The 14,766-nt window shown below is 67.0% G+C and carries 10 protein-coding genes; all 10 read right to left on the bottom strand.

Going from position 1 to position 14,766, the window contains the following annotated elements:
- Positions 1 to 32 precede the first annotated feature (32 nt).
- The 10 genes from pyk to Q9R30_RS12540 all read right to left on the bottom strand — a co-directional run bounded on the left by pyk (position 33) and on the right by Q9R30_RS12540 (position 14,747).
- Entirely contained in the window at positions 33 to 1,523 is a 1,491-nt protein-coding gene (gene pyk / locus Q9R30_RS12585; protein WP_311217761.1) for a pyruvate kinase, read from the bottom strand.
- Between the two features lie 62 nt (positions 1,524 to 1,585).
- Complete coding sequence (locus tag Q9R30_RS12580; RefSeq protein ID WP_104997606.1) at positions 1,586 to 3,043, bottom strand: glutamate synthase subunit beta; 1,458 nt, start codon at positions 3,041 to 3,043, stop codon at positions 1,586 to 1,588.
- Positions 3,036 to 7,649 carry a glutamate synthase large subunit gene (gene gltB / locus Q9R30_RS12575; RefSeq protein WP_104997605.1) on the bottom strand — a complete coding sequence of 1,538 codons (4,614 nt, stop codon included), beginning with the start codon at positions 7,647 to 7,649 and terminating at the stop codon, positions 3,036 to 3,038. Before gltB ends, Q9R30_RS12580 begins: the two co-directional genes overlap by 8 nt.
- Before the next feature lie 264 nt (positions 7,650 to 7,913).
- The gene (lgt, locus tag Q9R30_RS12570; RefSeq protein WP_104997604.1) at positions 7,914 to 9,068 is read right to left on the bottom strand and encodes a prolipoprotein diacylglyceryl transferase; all 1,155 of its coding nucleotides are present in this window, start codon (positions 9,066 to 9,068) and stop codon (positions 7,914 to 7,916) included.
- Positions 9,069 to 9,071: 3 nt separating this feature from the next.
- Positions 9,072 to 9,896: a tryptophan synthase subunit alpha gene (gene trpA / locus Q9R30_RS12565; protein WP_104997603.1), complete on the bottom strand. Its 825-nt coding sequence runs from the start codon at positions 9,894 to 9,896 to the stop codon at positions 9,072 to 9,074.
- The gene (trpB, locus tag Q9R30_RS12560; protein WP_104997602.1) at positions 9,893 to 11,221 is read right to left on the bottom strand and encodes a tryptophan synthase subunit beta; all 1,329 of its coding nucleotides are present in this window, start codon (positions 11,219 to 11,221) and stop codon (positions 9,893 to 9,895) included. The genes trpA and trpB overlap by 4 nt, the downstream gene beginning before the upstream one ends.
- Positions 11,222 to 11,339: 118 nt before the next feature.
- A complete protein-coding gene (gene trpC / locus Q9R30_RS12555) occupies positions 11,340 to 12,161 on the bottom strand; it encodes an indole-3-glycerol phosphate synthase TrpC (RefSeq protein ID WP_104997601.1) in 822 nt (273 codons plus the stop codon).
- Positions 12,161 to 12,448, bottom strand: a complete 288-nt coding sequence (locus Q9R30_RS12550) for an HGxxPAAW family protein (protein ID WP_050055433.1) — start codon at positions 12,446 to 12,448, stop codon at positions 12,161 to 12,163. The genes trpC and Q9R30_RS12550 overlap by 1 nt, the downstream gene beginning before the upstream one ends.
- Positions 12,449 to 12,552: 104 nt before the next feature.
- The gene (locus Q9R30_RS12545; RefSeq protein WP_104997600.1) at positions 12,553 to 13,188 is read right to left on the bottom strand and encodes a Trp biosynthesis-associated membrane protein; all 636 of its coding nucleotides are present in this window, start codon (positions 13,186 to 13,188) and stop codon (positions 12,553 to 12,555) included.
- Positions 13,185 to 14,747 carry an anthranilate synthase component I gene (locus Q9R30_RS12540; RefSeq protein ID WP_104997599.1) on the bottom strand — a complete coding sequence of 521 codons (1,563 nt, stop codon included), beginning with the start codon at positions 14,745 to 14,747 and terminating at the stop codon, positions 13,185 to 13,187. The genes Q9R30_RS12545 and Q9R30_RS12540 overlap by 4 nt, the downstream gene beginning before the upstream one ends.
- Between the last annotated feature and the right edge of the window lie 19 nt (positions 14,748 to 14,766).

Genomic DNA, 14,766 nt, shown 5'->3' with positions numbered 1-14,766 from the left:
AACCGGCAGGGGTCCTTTTCGCTGTCAGAAGGCTAGGCCTTCTTCTTCTTTTCCGGCCATGGGCCGAGCTTTTCCTTGTTGCTGGCTGCTTCGCCAACACGGGTGGAATCGGCGAGGTCGCCCACCTTGTGCACCTTCAGCGAGTTGGTGGAGCCGGCCTTTCCGGGAGGCGAACCGGCGGCAATAACCACCAGGTCGCCGTCGTCAACGAGGCCCATCTCCAGCAGGCTGCGGTCCACCTGCGCGGTCATCTCGTCCGTGTGGTCCACCATCTGCACCAGCACCGGCTGGATGCCCCAGGTCAGTGCCAGCTGGTTCCAGACCTGCTCCACCGGGGTGAAGGCGAAGACCGGCTTGATCGGGCGCAGGCGGGACAGGCGGCGCGCCGAGTCACCCGACTGGGTGAACGCACAGATGTACTTGGCATCCAGCTGGTCGGCGATTTCGACGGCGGCACGGGTGATGGCGCCGCCGCGGGTCTTGGGCTTTGTGCCCAGCGGCGGGACGCGCTCCAGGCCGTGGACCTCGGTGGACTCGATGATCCGGGCCATGACCTTGACGGTTTCGATCGGGTACTTGCCCACGCTGGTCTCGCCGGAGAGCATGACGGCGTCGGCACCGTCCAGCACTGCGTTGGCGCAGTCGGAGGCCTCGGCACGGGTGGGGCGCGGGTTGTCGATCATGGATTCGAGGACCTGGGTGGCCACGATGACCGGCTTGGCCCAGCGGCGGGCCAGCTCAATGGCACGCTTCTGCACGATCGGCACTTCCTCCAGCGGAAGCTCCACACCGAGGTCGCCACGGGCCACCATGATGGCGTCGAACGCGTCGATGATCTCGGGCAGCTGCTCCACAGCCTGCGGCTTTTCGATCTTGGCGATGACCGGCACGCGGCGGCCTTCCTCGTCCATGATCTCGTGCACACGGGTGATGTCGGAAGCGTCCCGGACGAAGGACAACGCCACCAGGTCAACACCGCGGCGCATGGCCCAGCGGAGGTCGTCCTCGTCTTTTTCGCTCAGCGCGGGCACGTTGACGGCCACGCCGGGAAGGTTGATGCCCTTGTTGTTGGACACCATGCCGCCAACGGTCACCTCGGCGACCACCTTGACGTCGTCAACGGCGATGGCACGCAATGCCACCTTGCCGTCGTCGATCAGCAGGGCATCGCCCACGTTGACGTCCTCGGTGAGGCTCTTCAACGTGGTCGAGCAAATTTCCTTGGTGCCGGGAACGTCCTCGGTAGTGATCGTGAAGGTGTCTCCAACAGCCAACAAGTGCGGTCCGTCAACGAATCGGCCCAGGCGGATCTTGGGACCCTGCAGGTCAGCCATGATGGCCACGGCCTTGCCGAGGTCGGCAGCCGCCTTCCGGACGTTCTCGTAGGTGTTGTCATGCACGGAGTAGTCGCCGTGGCTCATGTTCATGCGGGCGACGTCAACGCCGGCTTCCAGCACCGCGAGGGTGTTCTCGTAGCTGGCGATGGCCGGGCCGAACGTAGCCACAATTTTTGCGCGTCTCATATACCTACCCTATTGGTCTCTTGCATTGATAGTTGTCGTGGAGGTGAACCCCCGATGCATGCCTAGAGCACGGCGATGGCGCGGTCCGTGGGGGCCACGGGGGCTGGAAGGATGGTGCTCCCCATCAGGAACTTGTCCACTGCTGCAGCCGCGGCACGGCCTTCGGCGATGGCCCAGACAATGAGGGACTGCCCGCGGCCGGCGTCGCCGGCCACGAAGACGCCCTCGGTGTTGGTCATGTAGTAGCCGTCGCGGGACACGTTGCCGCGGCCGTCGAACTCTGCCTTCACCTGTTCGGTGATGCCGGCGGGCTCGGCGCCGGTGAAGCCGAGCGACAGGAACACCAGGTCCGCGGGGATGATCCGCTCGGTGCCGGCCTTGGGCAGGCGCTTGCCGTCCACGAATTCGGTCTCGGCAACCTTGACGCCGGTCAGCTTGCCGTTTTCGCCCACGAACTCCACGGTGGAGGCAAGGTACGTGCGCTCACCACCTTCCTCGTGGGCGCTGGCAACCTCGAAGAGGTTGGGGAACGTGGGCCACGGCTGGTGGCTGGCACGCTCGACCGGCGGCTGCTTGCCGATGGCGAGGGTGGTCACCGATGCTGCCCCGTGGCGGTGCGCGGTACCCAGGCAGTCCGCCCCGGTGTCGCCGCCGCCGAGGATCACAACATGCTTGCCCTGGGCGTGGATCTGGTTTTCGATCTGCTCCCCCGCCACGGCGCGGTTTGCCGGGACCAGGTAGTCCATGGCGAAGTGCACGCCATCAAGGTCCCGGCCCGGGATGGGAAGGTCGCGCGGCACGGTGGCGCCTGTGCAGATCACCACGGCGTCGTAGCGCCGCCGCAGCTGCTCCCACGTCACGTCGGTGCCCACGGCGACGCCGGTCCGGAAGCGGGTGCCTTCCGCCTTCATCTGTTCGACGCGGCGGTCCACCTGCTCTTTCTCCATCTTGAAGTCAGGGATCCCGTAGCGCAGCAGGCCGCCGATCTTGTCGTCGCGTTCGTACACAGCCACGGTGTGGCCTACGCGTGTCAGCTGCTGCGCCACGGCCAGCCCTGCGGGACCGGAGCCGACGACGGCAACAGTCTTGCCGGTCAACCGTGCGGGAGGCAGCGGCTCCACCCAGCCGTTGTCCCAGGCCTCGTCGATGATGGAGACTTCCACCTGCTTGATGGTGACGGCAGGCTGGTTGATCCCCAGGACGCAGGACGCCTCGCATGGAGCCGGGCACAGGCGGCCGGTGAACTCCGGGAAGTTGTTGGTGGCGTGCAGGCGCTCGATCGCTTCCTCGCCCTTGTCCCGCCACATGAGGTCGTTCCACTCGGGAATGAGGTTGCCGAGCGGGCAGCCCTGGTGGCAGAACGGGACGCCGCAGTCCATGCAGCGGCCGGCCTGCGCCTTCAGCGTGCCCTTTTCCTGCGCCTCGTACACTTCCTTCCAGTCCATGATGCGGACGGGAACGGGACGGCGCGGCTGGGTTTCACGCTGGCGTACTTTCAGAAATCCGCGTGGATCAGCCACCGGTCACCTCCAGGATTCGAGACCATACTTCTTCGCCGTCGGGGTCCAGGCCCTCTTCGATGGCGTCGAGACGGGTTTGCAGCACGGCCGCGTAGTCCCGCGGCAGCACCTTGGTAATGCGGGCAGCGGTGTCATCGAAATTCTCGAGGAGGCGCGCAGCCAGCTGGGAATCAGTTTCTTCAACGTGCTTGACCAGCAGGCCGTGCACGATGTCGCGGTCCTCGGCGTCCAGTTCGCGGAGCTGGAGTTCGCCGGACTGCAGGGCTTCCTTGTTGACCCGGGCGGAGTCCAGGTCCAGCACGTAAGCGGTTCCGCCGGACATACCGGCGCCGAAGTTCCGGCCCGTGCGGCCGATGATCAGCGTCTGGCCGCCGGTCATGTACTCGCAGCCGTGGTCGCCGATGCCTTCCACGACGGCGGTGGCACCTGAATTGCGGACCAGGAAGCGTTCGCCCACCTGGCCCCGCAGGAACATCTCGCCGCTGGTGGCGCCGTAACCAATCACGTTGCCGGCGATGACATTCGTCTCCGCCTTGAACACGTTGGTCCGGTCCGGGCGGACGATGATGCGGCCGCCGGAGAGGCCCTTGCCCACGTAGTCGTTCGAGTCGCCGTACAGCCGCAGGGTGATGCCTGCGGGCAGGAAGGCGCCCAGCGACTGACCTGCGGTGCCGCTGAGGGTGATGTCGATCGTGTCCGTCGCCAGGACATCCGTGCCGAACGTCTTGGTCACGACGTGGCCCAGCATGGTGCCCACAGAGCGGTCGGTGTTGATGACGTCGACGGCGATCTTCACCGGGCTGCGGTCGGTCAGCGCCTCGGTGGCCATGGTGATCAGGCGCTGGTCGAAGTGCTTGTCCAGCTCGTGGTTCTGGCCGGTCAGGTTCCGCAGCGGGGCGTCGTCGTCGAACTCCAGCCCGTGCAGGATGGGGTCCAGGTCCAGGCCGTCAGCCTTCCAGTGGTTGACGGCGTCGCGGGCGTCGAGGACCTCGGCGTGGCCGATGGCCTCCTCAAGGCTGCGGAAGCCCAGCTCCGCCAGGATCTCGCGGACTTCCTCGGCCAGGAACTCGAAGAAGTTGACCACGAACTCCGGCTTGCCGGTGAAGCGGGCACGCAGCTCGGGGTTCTGCGTCGCGACGCCCACCGGACAGGTGTCCAGATGGCAGACGCGCATCATGATGCAGCCTTCAACCACCAGCGGGGCAGTGGCGAAGCCGAACTCCTCGCCGCCCAGCAGCGCCGCGATCACAACGTCGCGGCCGGTCTTGAGCTGGCCGTCCACCTGCACCACCACGCGGTCGCGCAGGCCATTGAGCATCAGGGTCTGCTGGGTCTCGGCCAGGCCGAGCTCCCACGGGACACCGGCATGCTTGAGCGAGTTCAGCGGCGAGGCGCCGGTTCCGCCGTCGTGGCCGGAGACCAGTACGACGTCGGCCTTCGCCTTGGTGACACCGGCGGCAACTGTGCCGATGCCCACCTCGGAGACGAGCTTGACGTGCACCCGGGCAGAGGGGTTGGCGCGCTTGGCGTCATAAATCAGCTGCGCGAGGTCCTCGATCGAGTAGATGTCGTGGTGCGGGGGCGGGGAAATGAGCCCGACGCCGGGGGTCGAGTGGCGGGTGCGGGCCACCCACGGGTAGACCTTCTGCGCCATCAGCTGGCCGCCCTCGCCGGGCTTGGCGCCCTGGGCCATCTTGATCTGGATGTCGTCGGCGTTGGTCAGGTACAGGCTGGTCACGCCGAAACGGCCGGACGCGATCTGCTTGACCGCGGAACGGCGCTTCGGATCGAGCAGGCGGTCCACGTCCTCGCCGCCTTCGCCGGTGTTGGACTTGCCGCCCAGCTGGTTCATGGCGATGGCCAGCGTTTCGTGGGCCTCCTGGGAGATTGAGCCGTAGCTCATGGCACCGGTGGAGAAGCGCTTGACGATGCTGGAGACCGGCTCCACTTCCTCGAGCGGAACGGCGGGGCGCTCGTTCTTGAACTTGAGGAGGCCGCGGAGGGTCATCAGGTTCTGCGACTGGTCGTCCACGCCGCGGGTGTACGCCTTGAAGATGTCGTAGCGGCGCTCACGGGTTGCGTGCTGCAGACGGAAGACGGTCTCCGGGTTGAACAGGTGGGGCTCGCCGTCGCGGCGCCACTGGTATTCGCCGCCGCCCAGCAGCGGGCGGTGGGGCTGTTCGATGCCGCCTTCGGGGTAGGCCATCTGGTGGCGGGCCGAAACTTCGGCGGCGATGACGTCCAGGCCCACGCCGCCAAGCTGCGAGTGGGTGCCGGCGAAGAATTCGTCCACGAGGTCCTGGCCCAAACCAAGCGCCTCGAACGTCTGGGCGCCGGTGTAGGAGGCCACCGTGGAGATGCCCATCTTGGACATGATCTTCAGGACGCCCTTGCCGAGGCCCTTGATCAGGTTGTAGACCCCGTCCTGCGGGGTGACCCCGGTGACGTCGCCGGCCGCGATGAGCTGCTCCACGGATTCCATGGCCAGGTACGGGTTGACGGCGGAAGCGCCGTAGCCAATCAGGACTGCCACATGGTGCGTTTCGCGGACGTCGCCGGCCTCGACCACCAGTGCGGTCTTGGTGCGGTTGGCGCTGCGGAGCAAGTGGTGGTGCACGGCACTGACAAGCAGCAGCGACGGGATGGGCGCCCACTGCGCGTTGGAGTCGCGGTCGGACAGCACTACGTACTGGACGCCGCGGTTGATGGCACCGGACACCTGCTCGCAGATCTCGGTGAGGCGGGCGCGGAGCGCGTTCTCGCCGCCCTCCGGGCGGTAAAGCCCGCGGACCTTCATGGCCACCTTGTCGCCGTCGGCGTTCTCGATGTTGGCGATCTTCGCGAGCTGGTCGTTATTGATCACCGGGAACGGAAGCTGCACCTGCGGCTGGCGCACCTGCTTGGTGTCCAGGAGGTTCCCGTTGGGCCCGATGGCACAGGTCAGCGACGTGACCAGTTCTTCGCGGATGGCGTCCAGCGGCGGGTTGGTCACCTGCGCGAAGGACTGCACGAAGTAGTCGAAGAGCAGGCGCGGGCGCGTGGACAGCACGGCCACCGGGGTGTCCGAGCCCATGGCGCCCAGCGGCTCGGCGCCGGTGCGGGCCATCGGGCCGAGCAGGATCTTCAGTTCCTCGGTGGTGTAGCCGAAGGTGCGCTGGCGGATATTCACCGACGCGGCGGTGTGGACCACGTGCTCGCGCTCGGGAAGGTCGTTGAGGTCGATCAGGTTGTCCTTGACCCACTCCGCCCACGGGTTGGCGGCGGCGACTTCGGCCTTGACCTCTTCGTCGTCAATGATGCGGCCTGCGTCAGTGTCCACCAGGAACATCTTGCCCGGGGAAACGCGGCCCTTCTTAACCACCTTGGAGGGTTCAACGTCGATGACGCCCACCTCAGAGGCGAAGACGATCAGGCCGTCCTCGGTGATCCAGAAGCGGCCAGGGCGAAGGCCGTTGCGGTCCAGGGTGGCGCCCACGAGGTTGCCGTCCGTGAAGGAGACGGCCGCCGGGCCGTCCCACGGCTCCATCAGGAGGGAGTGGTACTCGTAGAACGCACGGCGGGCAGGATCCATGGTGGCGTGGTTTTCCCAGGCCTCGGGGATCATCATCATGATGGAGTGCGTGATGGGGCGGCCGGAGAGCCACAGCAGCTCGGCTACCTCGTCGAAGGACGCGGAGTCCGAGGCACCCGGGGTGCAGATGGGGTACAGCTCTTCCGGCGTCTCGCCCAGCAGCGGGTTGGCGAGCTGGGACTGGCGGGCGCGCATCCAGTTCCGGTTGCCCTTGACGGTGTTGATCTCACCGTTGTGGGCGATGGTGCGGAACGGCTGGGCCAGGGGCCAGGACGGGAAGGTGTTGGTGGAGAAGCGCGAGTGGACGATCGCGAGCTTGGTCTTGAAGCGCTTGTCCGAGAGGTCCGGGTAGAACGGCTCCAGCTGGGCAGTGGTGAGCATGCCCTTGTAGACGATGGTGCGCGAGGACAGCGACGGGAAGTAGACGCCGAACTTGTTCTGGGCGCGCTTGCGGATCCGCCAGGCCCGGGAGTCAAGTTCGTTGCGGTCCAGCTCCTCGCCGGTAGCGGACGCCAGGAACGGCTGGGAGAAGTAGGGCATGCAGGCGCGTGCCATGGCACCCACCAGGTCTGCGACGATAGGCACTTCGCGCCAGCCGAGGACCTTCAGGCCCTCGTCAGCCGCGAGGCCCTCGATGCCGGACTTGGCGGCGTCGGCCTCGCGCTGTTCAGCGGGAAGGAAAGCCGTGCCGGCCACGTATTGGCCGGGGGCGGGAAGTTCGAATTCCGTGACTGCACGGAAGAATTCGTCCGGGATCTGCATGAGGAGGCCGGCGCCGTCACCGGTGCCCTCGTCCGCGCCCACGGCACCGCGGTGCTCAAGGTTGCGCAGGGCGGTGAGGGCGGCGTCCACGATGTCATAGCCGGGTTCGCCGCGGAGGGTGGCGATAATCGCAAGACCGCAGGCGTCCTTCTCCTGCTCCGGGTTGTAGAGCCCGCTTGCCTCCGGAAGGGCCGCGAAGCGCTTGAACGGCGACATGGCAGTCTCAGGCTGATCTGGTTCAGACCAGCTGGGAGTGTGAAGAGTTTGGGTCATGGGAGACGTCCTTCCTCCTGATCGTGCGTATGGAAGGGACACCGTTGGCCCCACTCGTCGGGCGCCGCTCTCATGGGCACAACAAAGTGTTATTTACTGGAAATTGTAGGTCAGGGTGGCCTGCTGAACTAACGGTTACGCAGGCCCCTGCCCCGGGCAACACCAGGCAGCATTTCCATGCTGTCCGGGGTGGCCCCGCTGCCACGACGCTGTGGTGATTGGGCGCTTCGAGCGGTGGCTCTGCTGCCCTGCCTGGCCCGCGCGCTACTTGGTAGTGCCGGCTTCCGGCGCGCTTCCTGTGGCTGTGCTGCCGGACTTTCCGGCAGCTGTTGCGTCCGGTCCGGGCGTGGGGCCCGCCGGCGCAGCCGCGGCCTCTTCCGTTGGGACGGAAACACGCCGGGAACCGCTTTGGTTATCAGGGAGATTATCACGCGATTCACTATCTGAGACAACAGGGTCCGGATCCCGGACCTCGTCACCACCCTCCACGGCCGCCTTCCGTTCATCGTCCCCGGCGGGTTCCCGGCCCGGAAGATAGGGGCTGTCCGGCTCCGTCCGCTTCTTCATGCCCAGCAGGAGGAACGCCACGAGCGCGGCCAGGAACACGAAGATGCTCGTCCACACGTTCAGGCGGGTGGTGATGCCGAACAGGGAGATCTGCTCGGCATCGTCGATGCGCATCGCCTCGATCCAGACCCGGCCCAGGGTGTAGTACATGGCATAAAGCCAGAACAGCCGGCTGCGGCGGAAGTTGAACTTCCGGTCCAGCGCGAGCAGGATGACGACGCCGGCCACGTTCCATAGCGACTCGTACAGGAACGTGGGGTGGAACAGTGTGTCCGCCGGGGTTCCGGCCGGAAAGTTCGGGTTGTCGGCGTCGATCTGCAGGCCCCACGGCAGGGTGGTGGGCCCGCCGAAGAGTTCCTGGTTGAAGTAGTTGCCCCAGCGGCCCACGGCCTGGGCCAGCAGCAGCCCGGGTGCCGCTGCGTCCAGGAAGGCGCTGAGCTTGACGCCGCTGCGGCGGCAGCCGATCCACGCGCCCACGACGCCGAGGACCACGGCACCCCAGATGCCGAGGCCGCCGCGCTGGATCTGCGGGATCAGGGAAAGGTCGCCTGTGCCGTCGAAACCGGGGCCGAAGTAGGCGTCCGGCGACGAGACCACATGGTACAGGCGGCCGCCGATGATGCCGAAGGGGATGGCCCAGACCACAATGTCCCAGACGCTGCCTTCAGGTGCGCCGCGCCTGGCCCAGCGGACGGAAGTGAGCCACAGGCCCGCCACGATGCCTGCCAGGATGCACAGGGCGTAGGCGTGGATGCGCAGCGTTCCCCACGGCAGGGGAATGTCGAAACCGGACCAGTCCGGGCTCGGAATGCTGGCCGGCACCATCGCTGCTGCCTGGAGGAGGGTCTGCATGGCCTAGGCCTCTTCCTCTGTCAGTCCGGTGCGTCTCAGTCCGCTGCTGAGGTCCTTGGTAAGGGCCGCAACTGCGTCCGCCCCGCCGTCGCGGATTGCAGCCACCAGGGCGGTGCCCACAATGACTCCTTCGGCGTAGGCGGCGATCTCGCGGACCTGGTCCGCAGTGGAGACGCCCAGCCCGACGCACACACGTTCGGCTCCTGCGGCGTGTGCCGCCGCCACCACGTCCTTGGCTGCAGTGCTGACGGACGTCCGCGCGCCGGTGACGCCCATGATGGACACGGCGTACACGAAGCCGCGGCTCGCGTCCACGGTGCGCTGCATGCGCTCGGCTGTGGAGGACGGCGCCACGAGGAACACCCGGTCCAGCCCGTATTTATCCGAGGCCTCCATCCATTCCGCTGCCTCGTCGGGGATGAGGTCGGGGGTGATGAGCCCTGCTCCCCCGGCTTCGGCCAGGCGGCGGGAGAACTCGTCCACACCCATCCGGACCACGGGGTTCCAGTAGGTCATCACCAGGACGGCGGCGTCCGTCTTGCTGGTGATGCCGGCAACCACATCAAAGACCTGGCGCACGGAAAAGCCCTTGGCAAGCGCCTCGGTGGTGGCGGCCTGGATGACCTGGCCGTCCATGACGGGGTCGGAGTAGGGAATGCCGATCTCGATCAGGTCCGCACCATTCTCAGCCAGGGCAATACCGGCGGCAATGGTCTCCCCCACGCTGGGGTAGCCGGCGGGAAGGTAGCCGATCAGGGCGGCGCGGCCTTCAGCACGGGCTTTGTCGATCGCCGCTGCCGACTTGCTGGTGGTCTGTGCAGTGCTCACAGCTGCTCCCCCTCTTTGCCGATTTCCGACTCGGCGGAATTCTTGTCCAACAGGTCGAACCATTCGGCTGCGGTGGCCACGTCCTTGTCCCCGCGCCCGGAAAGGTTCACGATGATTATCTTGTCCTGCGCCGAACCGCCGGCCTCGGCGGCTTCGGCAGCCAGCCGCTGCCCCACCTTGATGGCACCGGCCAGGGCGTGCGAGGACTCAATGGCGGGAATGATGCCCTCCGTGCGGCACAGCAGCCGGAAGGAATCCATGGCCTCGCTGTCCGTGATGGGCTCGTAGCTCACCCGGCCGATGTCAGCGAGGTAGGAGTGCTCCGGGCCCACACCGGGGTAGTCGAGGCCGGCTGAGATCGAGTGGGACTCGATGGTCTGGCCGTCGTCGTCCTGCATGAGGTAGGAGCGCGCACCGTGGAGGACGCCGGGCTTGCCAAGCGTAATGGTGGCCGCGTGGCGTCCGGTGTCCACGCCGTCGCCGCCGGCTTCGAAGCCGTAGATCCTGACGGACGGATCGTCCAGGAAGCCGTGGAAGATGCCGATGGCGTTGGAGCCGCCGCCGATGCACGCGCAGACGGCGTCCGGGAGCCGTCCGGCCTGCTCAAGGATCTGGGCGCGGGCTTCTTCGCCGATGACCTCATGGAAGTAGCGGACCATCGCAGGGAACGGGTGCGCACCGGCGGCCGTGCCCAGCAGGTAGTGCGTGTTGTCCACGTTGGCCACCCAGTCCCGCAGGGCGTCGTTGATGGCGTCCTTGAGGGTCTGCGAGCCGCTGGTGACAGGAATGACCGTGGCGCCCAGGAGCTCCATGCGGGCCACGTTGAGGGCCTGGCGGCGGCAGTCCTCCGCGCCCATGTAGACGACGCACTCAAGGCCCATCAGGGCGGCCGCGGTTGCGCTTGCCACGCCGTGCTGGCCGGCGCCGGTCTCGGCGATGACGCGGGTCTTGCCCATGCGCTTGGCGAGCAGCGCCTGGCCCAGCACGTTGTTGATCTTGTGCGAACCCGTGTGGTTCAGGTCCTCGCGCTTGAGGAAGACCCGGACGCCACCGGCATGCTGGGAAAAGCGCTTCGCTTCGGTCAGCAGCGACGGCCGGCCGGAGTAGTTCTTGTTGAGGTCCGCGATCTGCGCCCGGAATTCGGGGTCGTCCTTGGCCTTGTTGAACGTCTCCTCGAGTTCATCCAGGGCGGCGATCAGGGATTCTGGCATCCAGCGTCCGCCGTAGCTGCCGAAATACGGCCCCGGGGCGTGCTTGAGGGAGCCGCCCTGCAGGAATGCTTCCGCGGCGTTGTTGTCAGCGTTTCCTGAGGGTGCTTCAGCCATCAGTCCCGTCCTGTTCGAGTTGGTAGTGCAAAGGTGGTTGTCCCGGCAGGGCAGCCTGCCGGACGCGTTCAGCGGGCGGGGATTCAGCCCCGCCCGCCTGCGCGCGGGTGCGTTGGCCTCAGCCCCGGGCCGCTATGGCGGCGGCGCCGGCGGCCTTGAACTCGGCGATCCGCTCCCGCGGCGTCGAGTGGCTGACCAGCGCCTCGCCCACGAGCACGGCGTTGGCGCCGCTTGCGGCGTAGTGGGTGACGTCGTCGGCGTCGCGGACGCCGGACTCGGCAACCACCACTGCGCCGGCCGGGATCCGCCCGGCCAGGGAAGCGAAAACTGAACGGTCGACGTCGAGCGTCTTCAGGTTCCGCACGTTGACGCCGATGATGCGCGCCTGCGCGGCCACCGCCCGCTCGATTTCCTCTTCCGTGTGCGTCTCCACAAGGACGTTCATGCCAAGTTCGTGGCTGAGGGCACTGAATTCGGCGAGCTGGGCGTCCGAGAGCGCAGCAACGATGAGCAGGATCAGGTCCGCCCCGTGGGCGCGCGCCTCCCAGATCTGGTACTCGTCCAGCGTGAAGTCTTTCCGCAGCAGCGGAACGTCGACGGCGGCGCGCACCGCATCGAGGTCGGCCAGGGATCCGTTGAAGCGGCGCTGCTCGGTGAGGACGCTGATGACGGAGGCACCGCCGTCGGCATACTGCCGGGCGAGGGACGCGGGATCGCCGATGGCGGCGAGGTCACCCTTGGAGGGGCTGCGGCGCTTGATTTCCGCGATGACCTTGAGCTCATTCCGTGACGGGGAAGTTCCGCCAAGGGCTGCCCACGCGTCGCGGGCAGGCGCCGCCGCCTGCGCCAGGTCCTTCAGCTCAGCCAGCGAAACGAGCTGCTTCCGGGCCGCCATATCCTCCCTGACACCAGCGTTGATGTCATCGAGAACAGTGGACATCAGTGGCCGGAGTTCTTCAGCTTGCTGCCTTCGACGCCGTAGCCTGCCTTGCGCATGATGTAACCGAGGATCAGGCCCAGCACCATGACGCCGGCGCCGGCGATGAAGATGGGCGTGCTGGCGATCACGAAGGCAATGGATGCGATGAGGGCGCCCACCAGCATGACGATGACGCAGGTCCAGGCTGCGGGGCTGTTGCCGTGGCCAAGTTCCTGGCTGTGGTCGATGGCGCCAGGGGCCACCGTTCGGGTGCCGGACTTGGAAACGGACGCAGGTGCTTTGCTCATGGAAATCTCCTCAGGGTGGATACTGCTTACATTCTGCCATTTTTTGGCCGGTGACCTGTTATCCGCGGCACCCTGCCGGGGGCTGGCGGTGGGCACCTGCCGGGTCAGGTGGGATCGTCGCCGCGGGACAGCCGGTCCCAGCTGTCGATTTCATCCACGGGACCGGAGGCCGCGGCGCTGCCCGTGGCCGCCACGTCATATTTCGTCCGCGCCTTCCAGTGCCGTGCGGCGAGGGGAATGACCAGGGCGGCGAGGGCCAGCAGGCAGCCTGCGACGACGGCGAGGACGGGGAAGGCAGTGACGGCAACGTGCGCCTGGCTTCCGGTGATGCCGGTCGCTTCCGCAATGGAGCCCTGGGCGGCCGCCAGCGGGCTGGCCAGGACCGTTGCTGCTGCGGCAACAATTCCAGCGGAGGCCAGGACGATGATGGCGGTGATGATCCACCGCGCGATCCTGCCCGCTATGGCTGCGGCCAGGCCGCCGGCGAGGGCCACCAGCGCCAGTGCAGTGACGGTGGTGGCGGCCTTGCTTCCCTGGACCTCAAGCGCGTCCTGCGCGGCCCCGGCCTGTCCCGCCTGGTTCGGATCGAGCGTGACGGTCATCCAGGTTTGGGTGGTGGTGCCGAAGACCGCCAGCGCCAGGACCGCAATAAGCAGCACCAGCGTGGACTTGCGTGCCCACGCCGGCGTGCGCCTGCCGGAAGTCCCCGTTGGCGCTGAAGCCGGTCCGCTGCCTGTCACCGGGAGTCCGCCCCGGGAAGCGAATCCGCCGAAATGTTCTGCAGCGAACCCGCCGTGTGGACCGCCCGGAGCGGCGCCGCGGCCTTGTTGACTGTTTCCAGGGCCTCCGTTGGGTTGACCGAGTCAGCCACGATCCCGCCTCCGGCCTGGACGTAGGCACGCCCGTCCCGGATCAGCGCCGAACGGATGGCAATGGCCATGTCCATGTCGCCGGCGAAATCCAGGTAGCCCACCACGCCGCCGTAGATACCCCGGCGGTGCGGCTCGAGTTCGTCCAGGAGGCGCAGGGCGCGGGGTTTCGGGGCCCCGGACAGGGTGCCGGCCGGGAACGTGGCCTTGAGCACGTCATAGGCCTTGGCCTTGGGCGAGAGCCGGCCAACGACCGTGGACACCAGGTGCATGATGTGGCTGAAGCGTTCCACCTCCATGAACTGCGTGACGTCCACGGTTCCCGCTACGCAGACCTTGGAGAGATCGTTGCGAGAGAGGTCCACGAGCATCAGGTGTTCGGCGCGTTCCTTCTGGTCCGCCAGCAACTCGTCGGCGAGGGCTTTGTCCGCCTCCACCGTCTTGCCGCGGGGGCGCGAGCCGGCGATGGGGTGGGTGATGACTTCTTCACCGGTCACCGTGACGAGGGCCTCCGGCGAGGAACCCACAATCGAGTACTCCCGACCGTCGGCGTCCTCGAGGCTGAAAATGTACATGTACGGGCTGGGGTTGGTGTTCCGCAGGACCCGGTAGACGTCCAGCGCGGACGCCTTGCACTCCATCTCGAAGCGGCGCGAGATGACCACCTGGAACACCTCACCGTCAACGATGGCTTCCTTGCCCCGGTCCAGGGCCGCCAGGTACTCGGCTTCGTCCCAGCGCTCCTGGACGCTAGAGGCGAAGTCCAGTGCCGCCGGAGCGAGGACGGACACGGGCTGCGCAACGGGGCTGCTGACCTTGGCAAGGAGCGCCTTGACCCTGGCCACGGCATCGTGCCAGGCCTCATCCACGCGGTCGGAGCTGTTGTCGAAGTTGATGGCGTTGGCAATGAGCAGCACCGTGCCGTCAACGTTGTCGTGGACGGCCATGTCGGTCACCAGATTCAGCGCCATTTCCGGCAGGTGCAGGTCGTCCTCCGGCGGGCTCACCAGGCGTTCCCAGTGCCGGACGGTCTCCCAGCCCAGGAATCCCACCAGCCCGGAGGTGAACGGCGGCAGCCCCTCGAACCTGTCGGTGCGGAGGGCTTCGATGGTGTCGCGGATGGCGTCGACGGGGCTGCCGTCCACGGGGACCCCCGCCGGCGGTTCACCCAGCCAGTGCGCGTTTCCGTCCTTGGTGGTCAATGTTGCCCGGGATTTGGCGCCGATGAATGAGTAGCGCGACCAGGCGCCGCCCACCGCAGCGGATTCCATCAGGAAGGTTCCGGGCTGCCCCTGCGCCAGCTTGCGGTAAAGGCCGATGGGCGTCTCGGCGTCCGCGAGCACCTTGAGCCGGACGGGGATGACGCGGCTATGGCCGGCCAGTTCCCGGAACTCCTCAAGGCCGGGGCTGATGATTCCAAGGTCCTGCATGGCTATGCTGTTCCGCCTG

The sequence above is a fragment of the Arthrobacter sp. AB6 genome (assembly GCF_031844545.1).
GTDB lineage: Bacteria > Actinomycetota > Actinomycetes > Actinomycetales > Micrococcaceae > Arthrobacter.
This window is presented reverse-complemented; position numbering and strand designations above follow the sequence as displayed.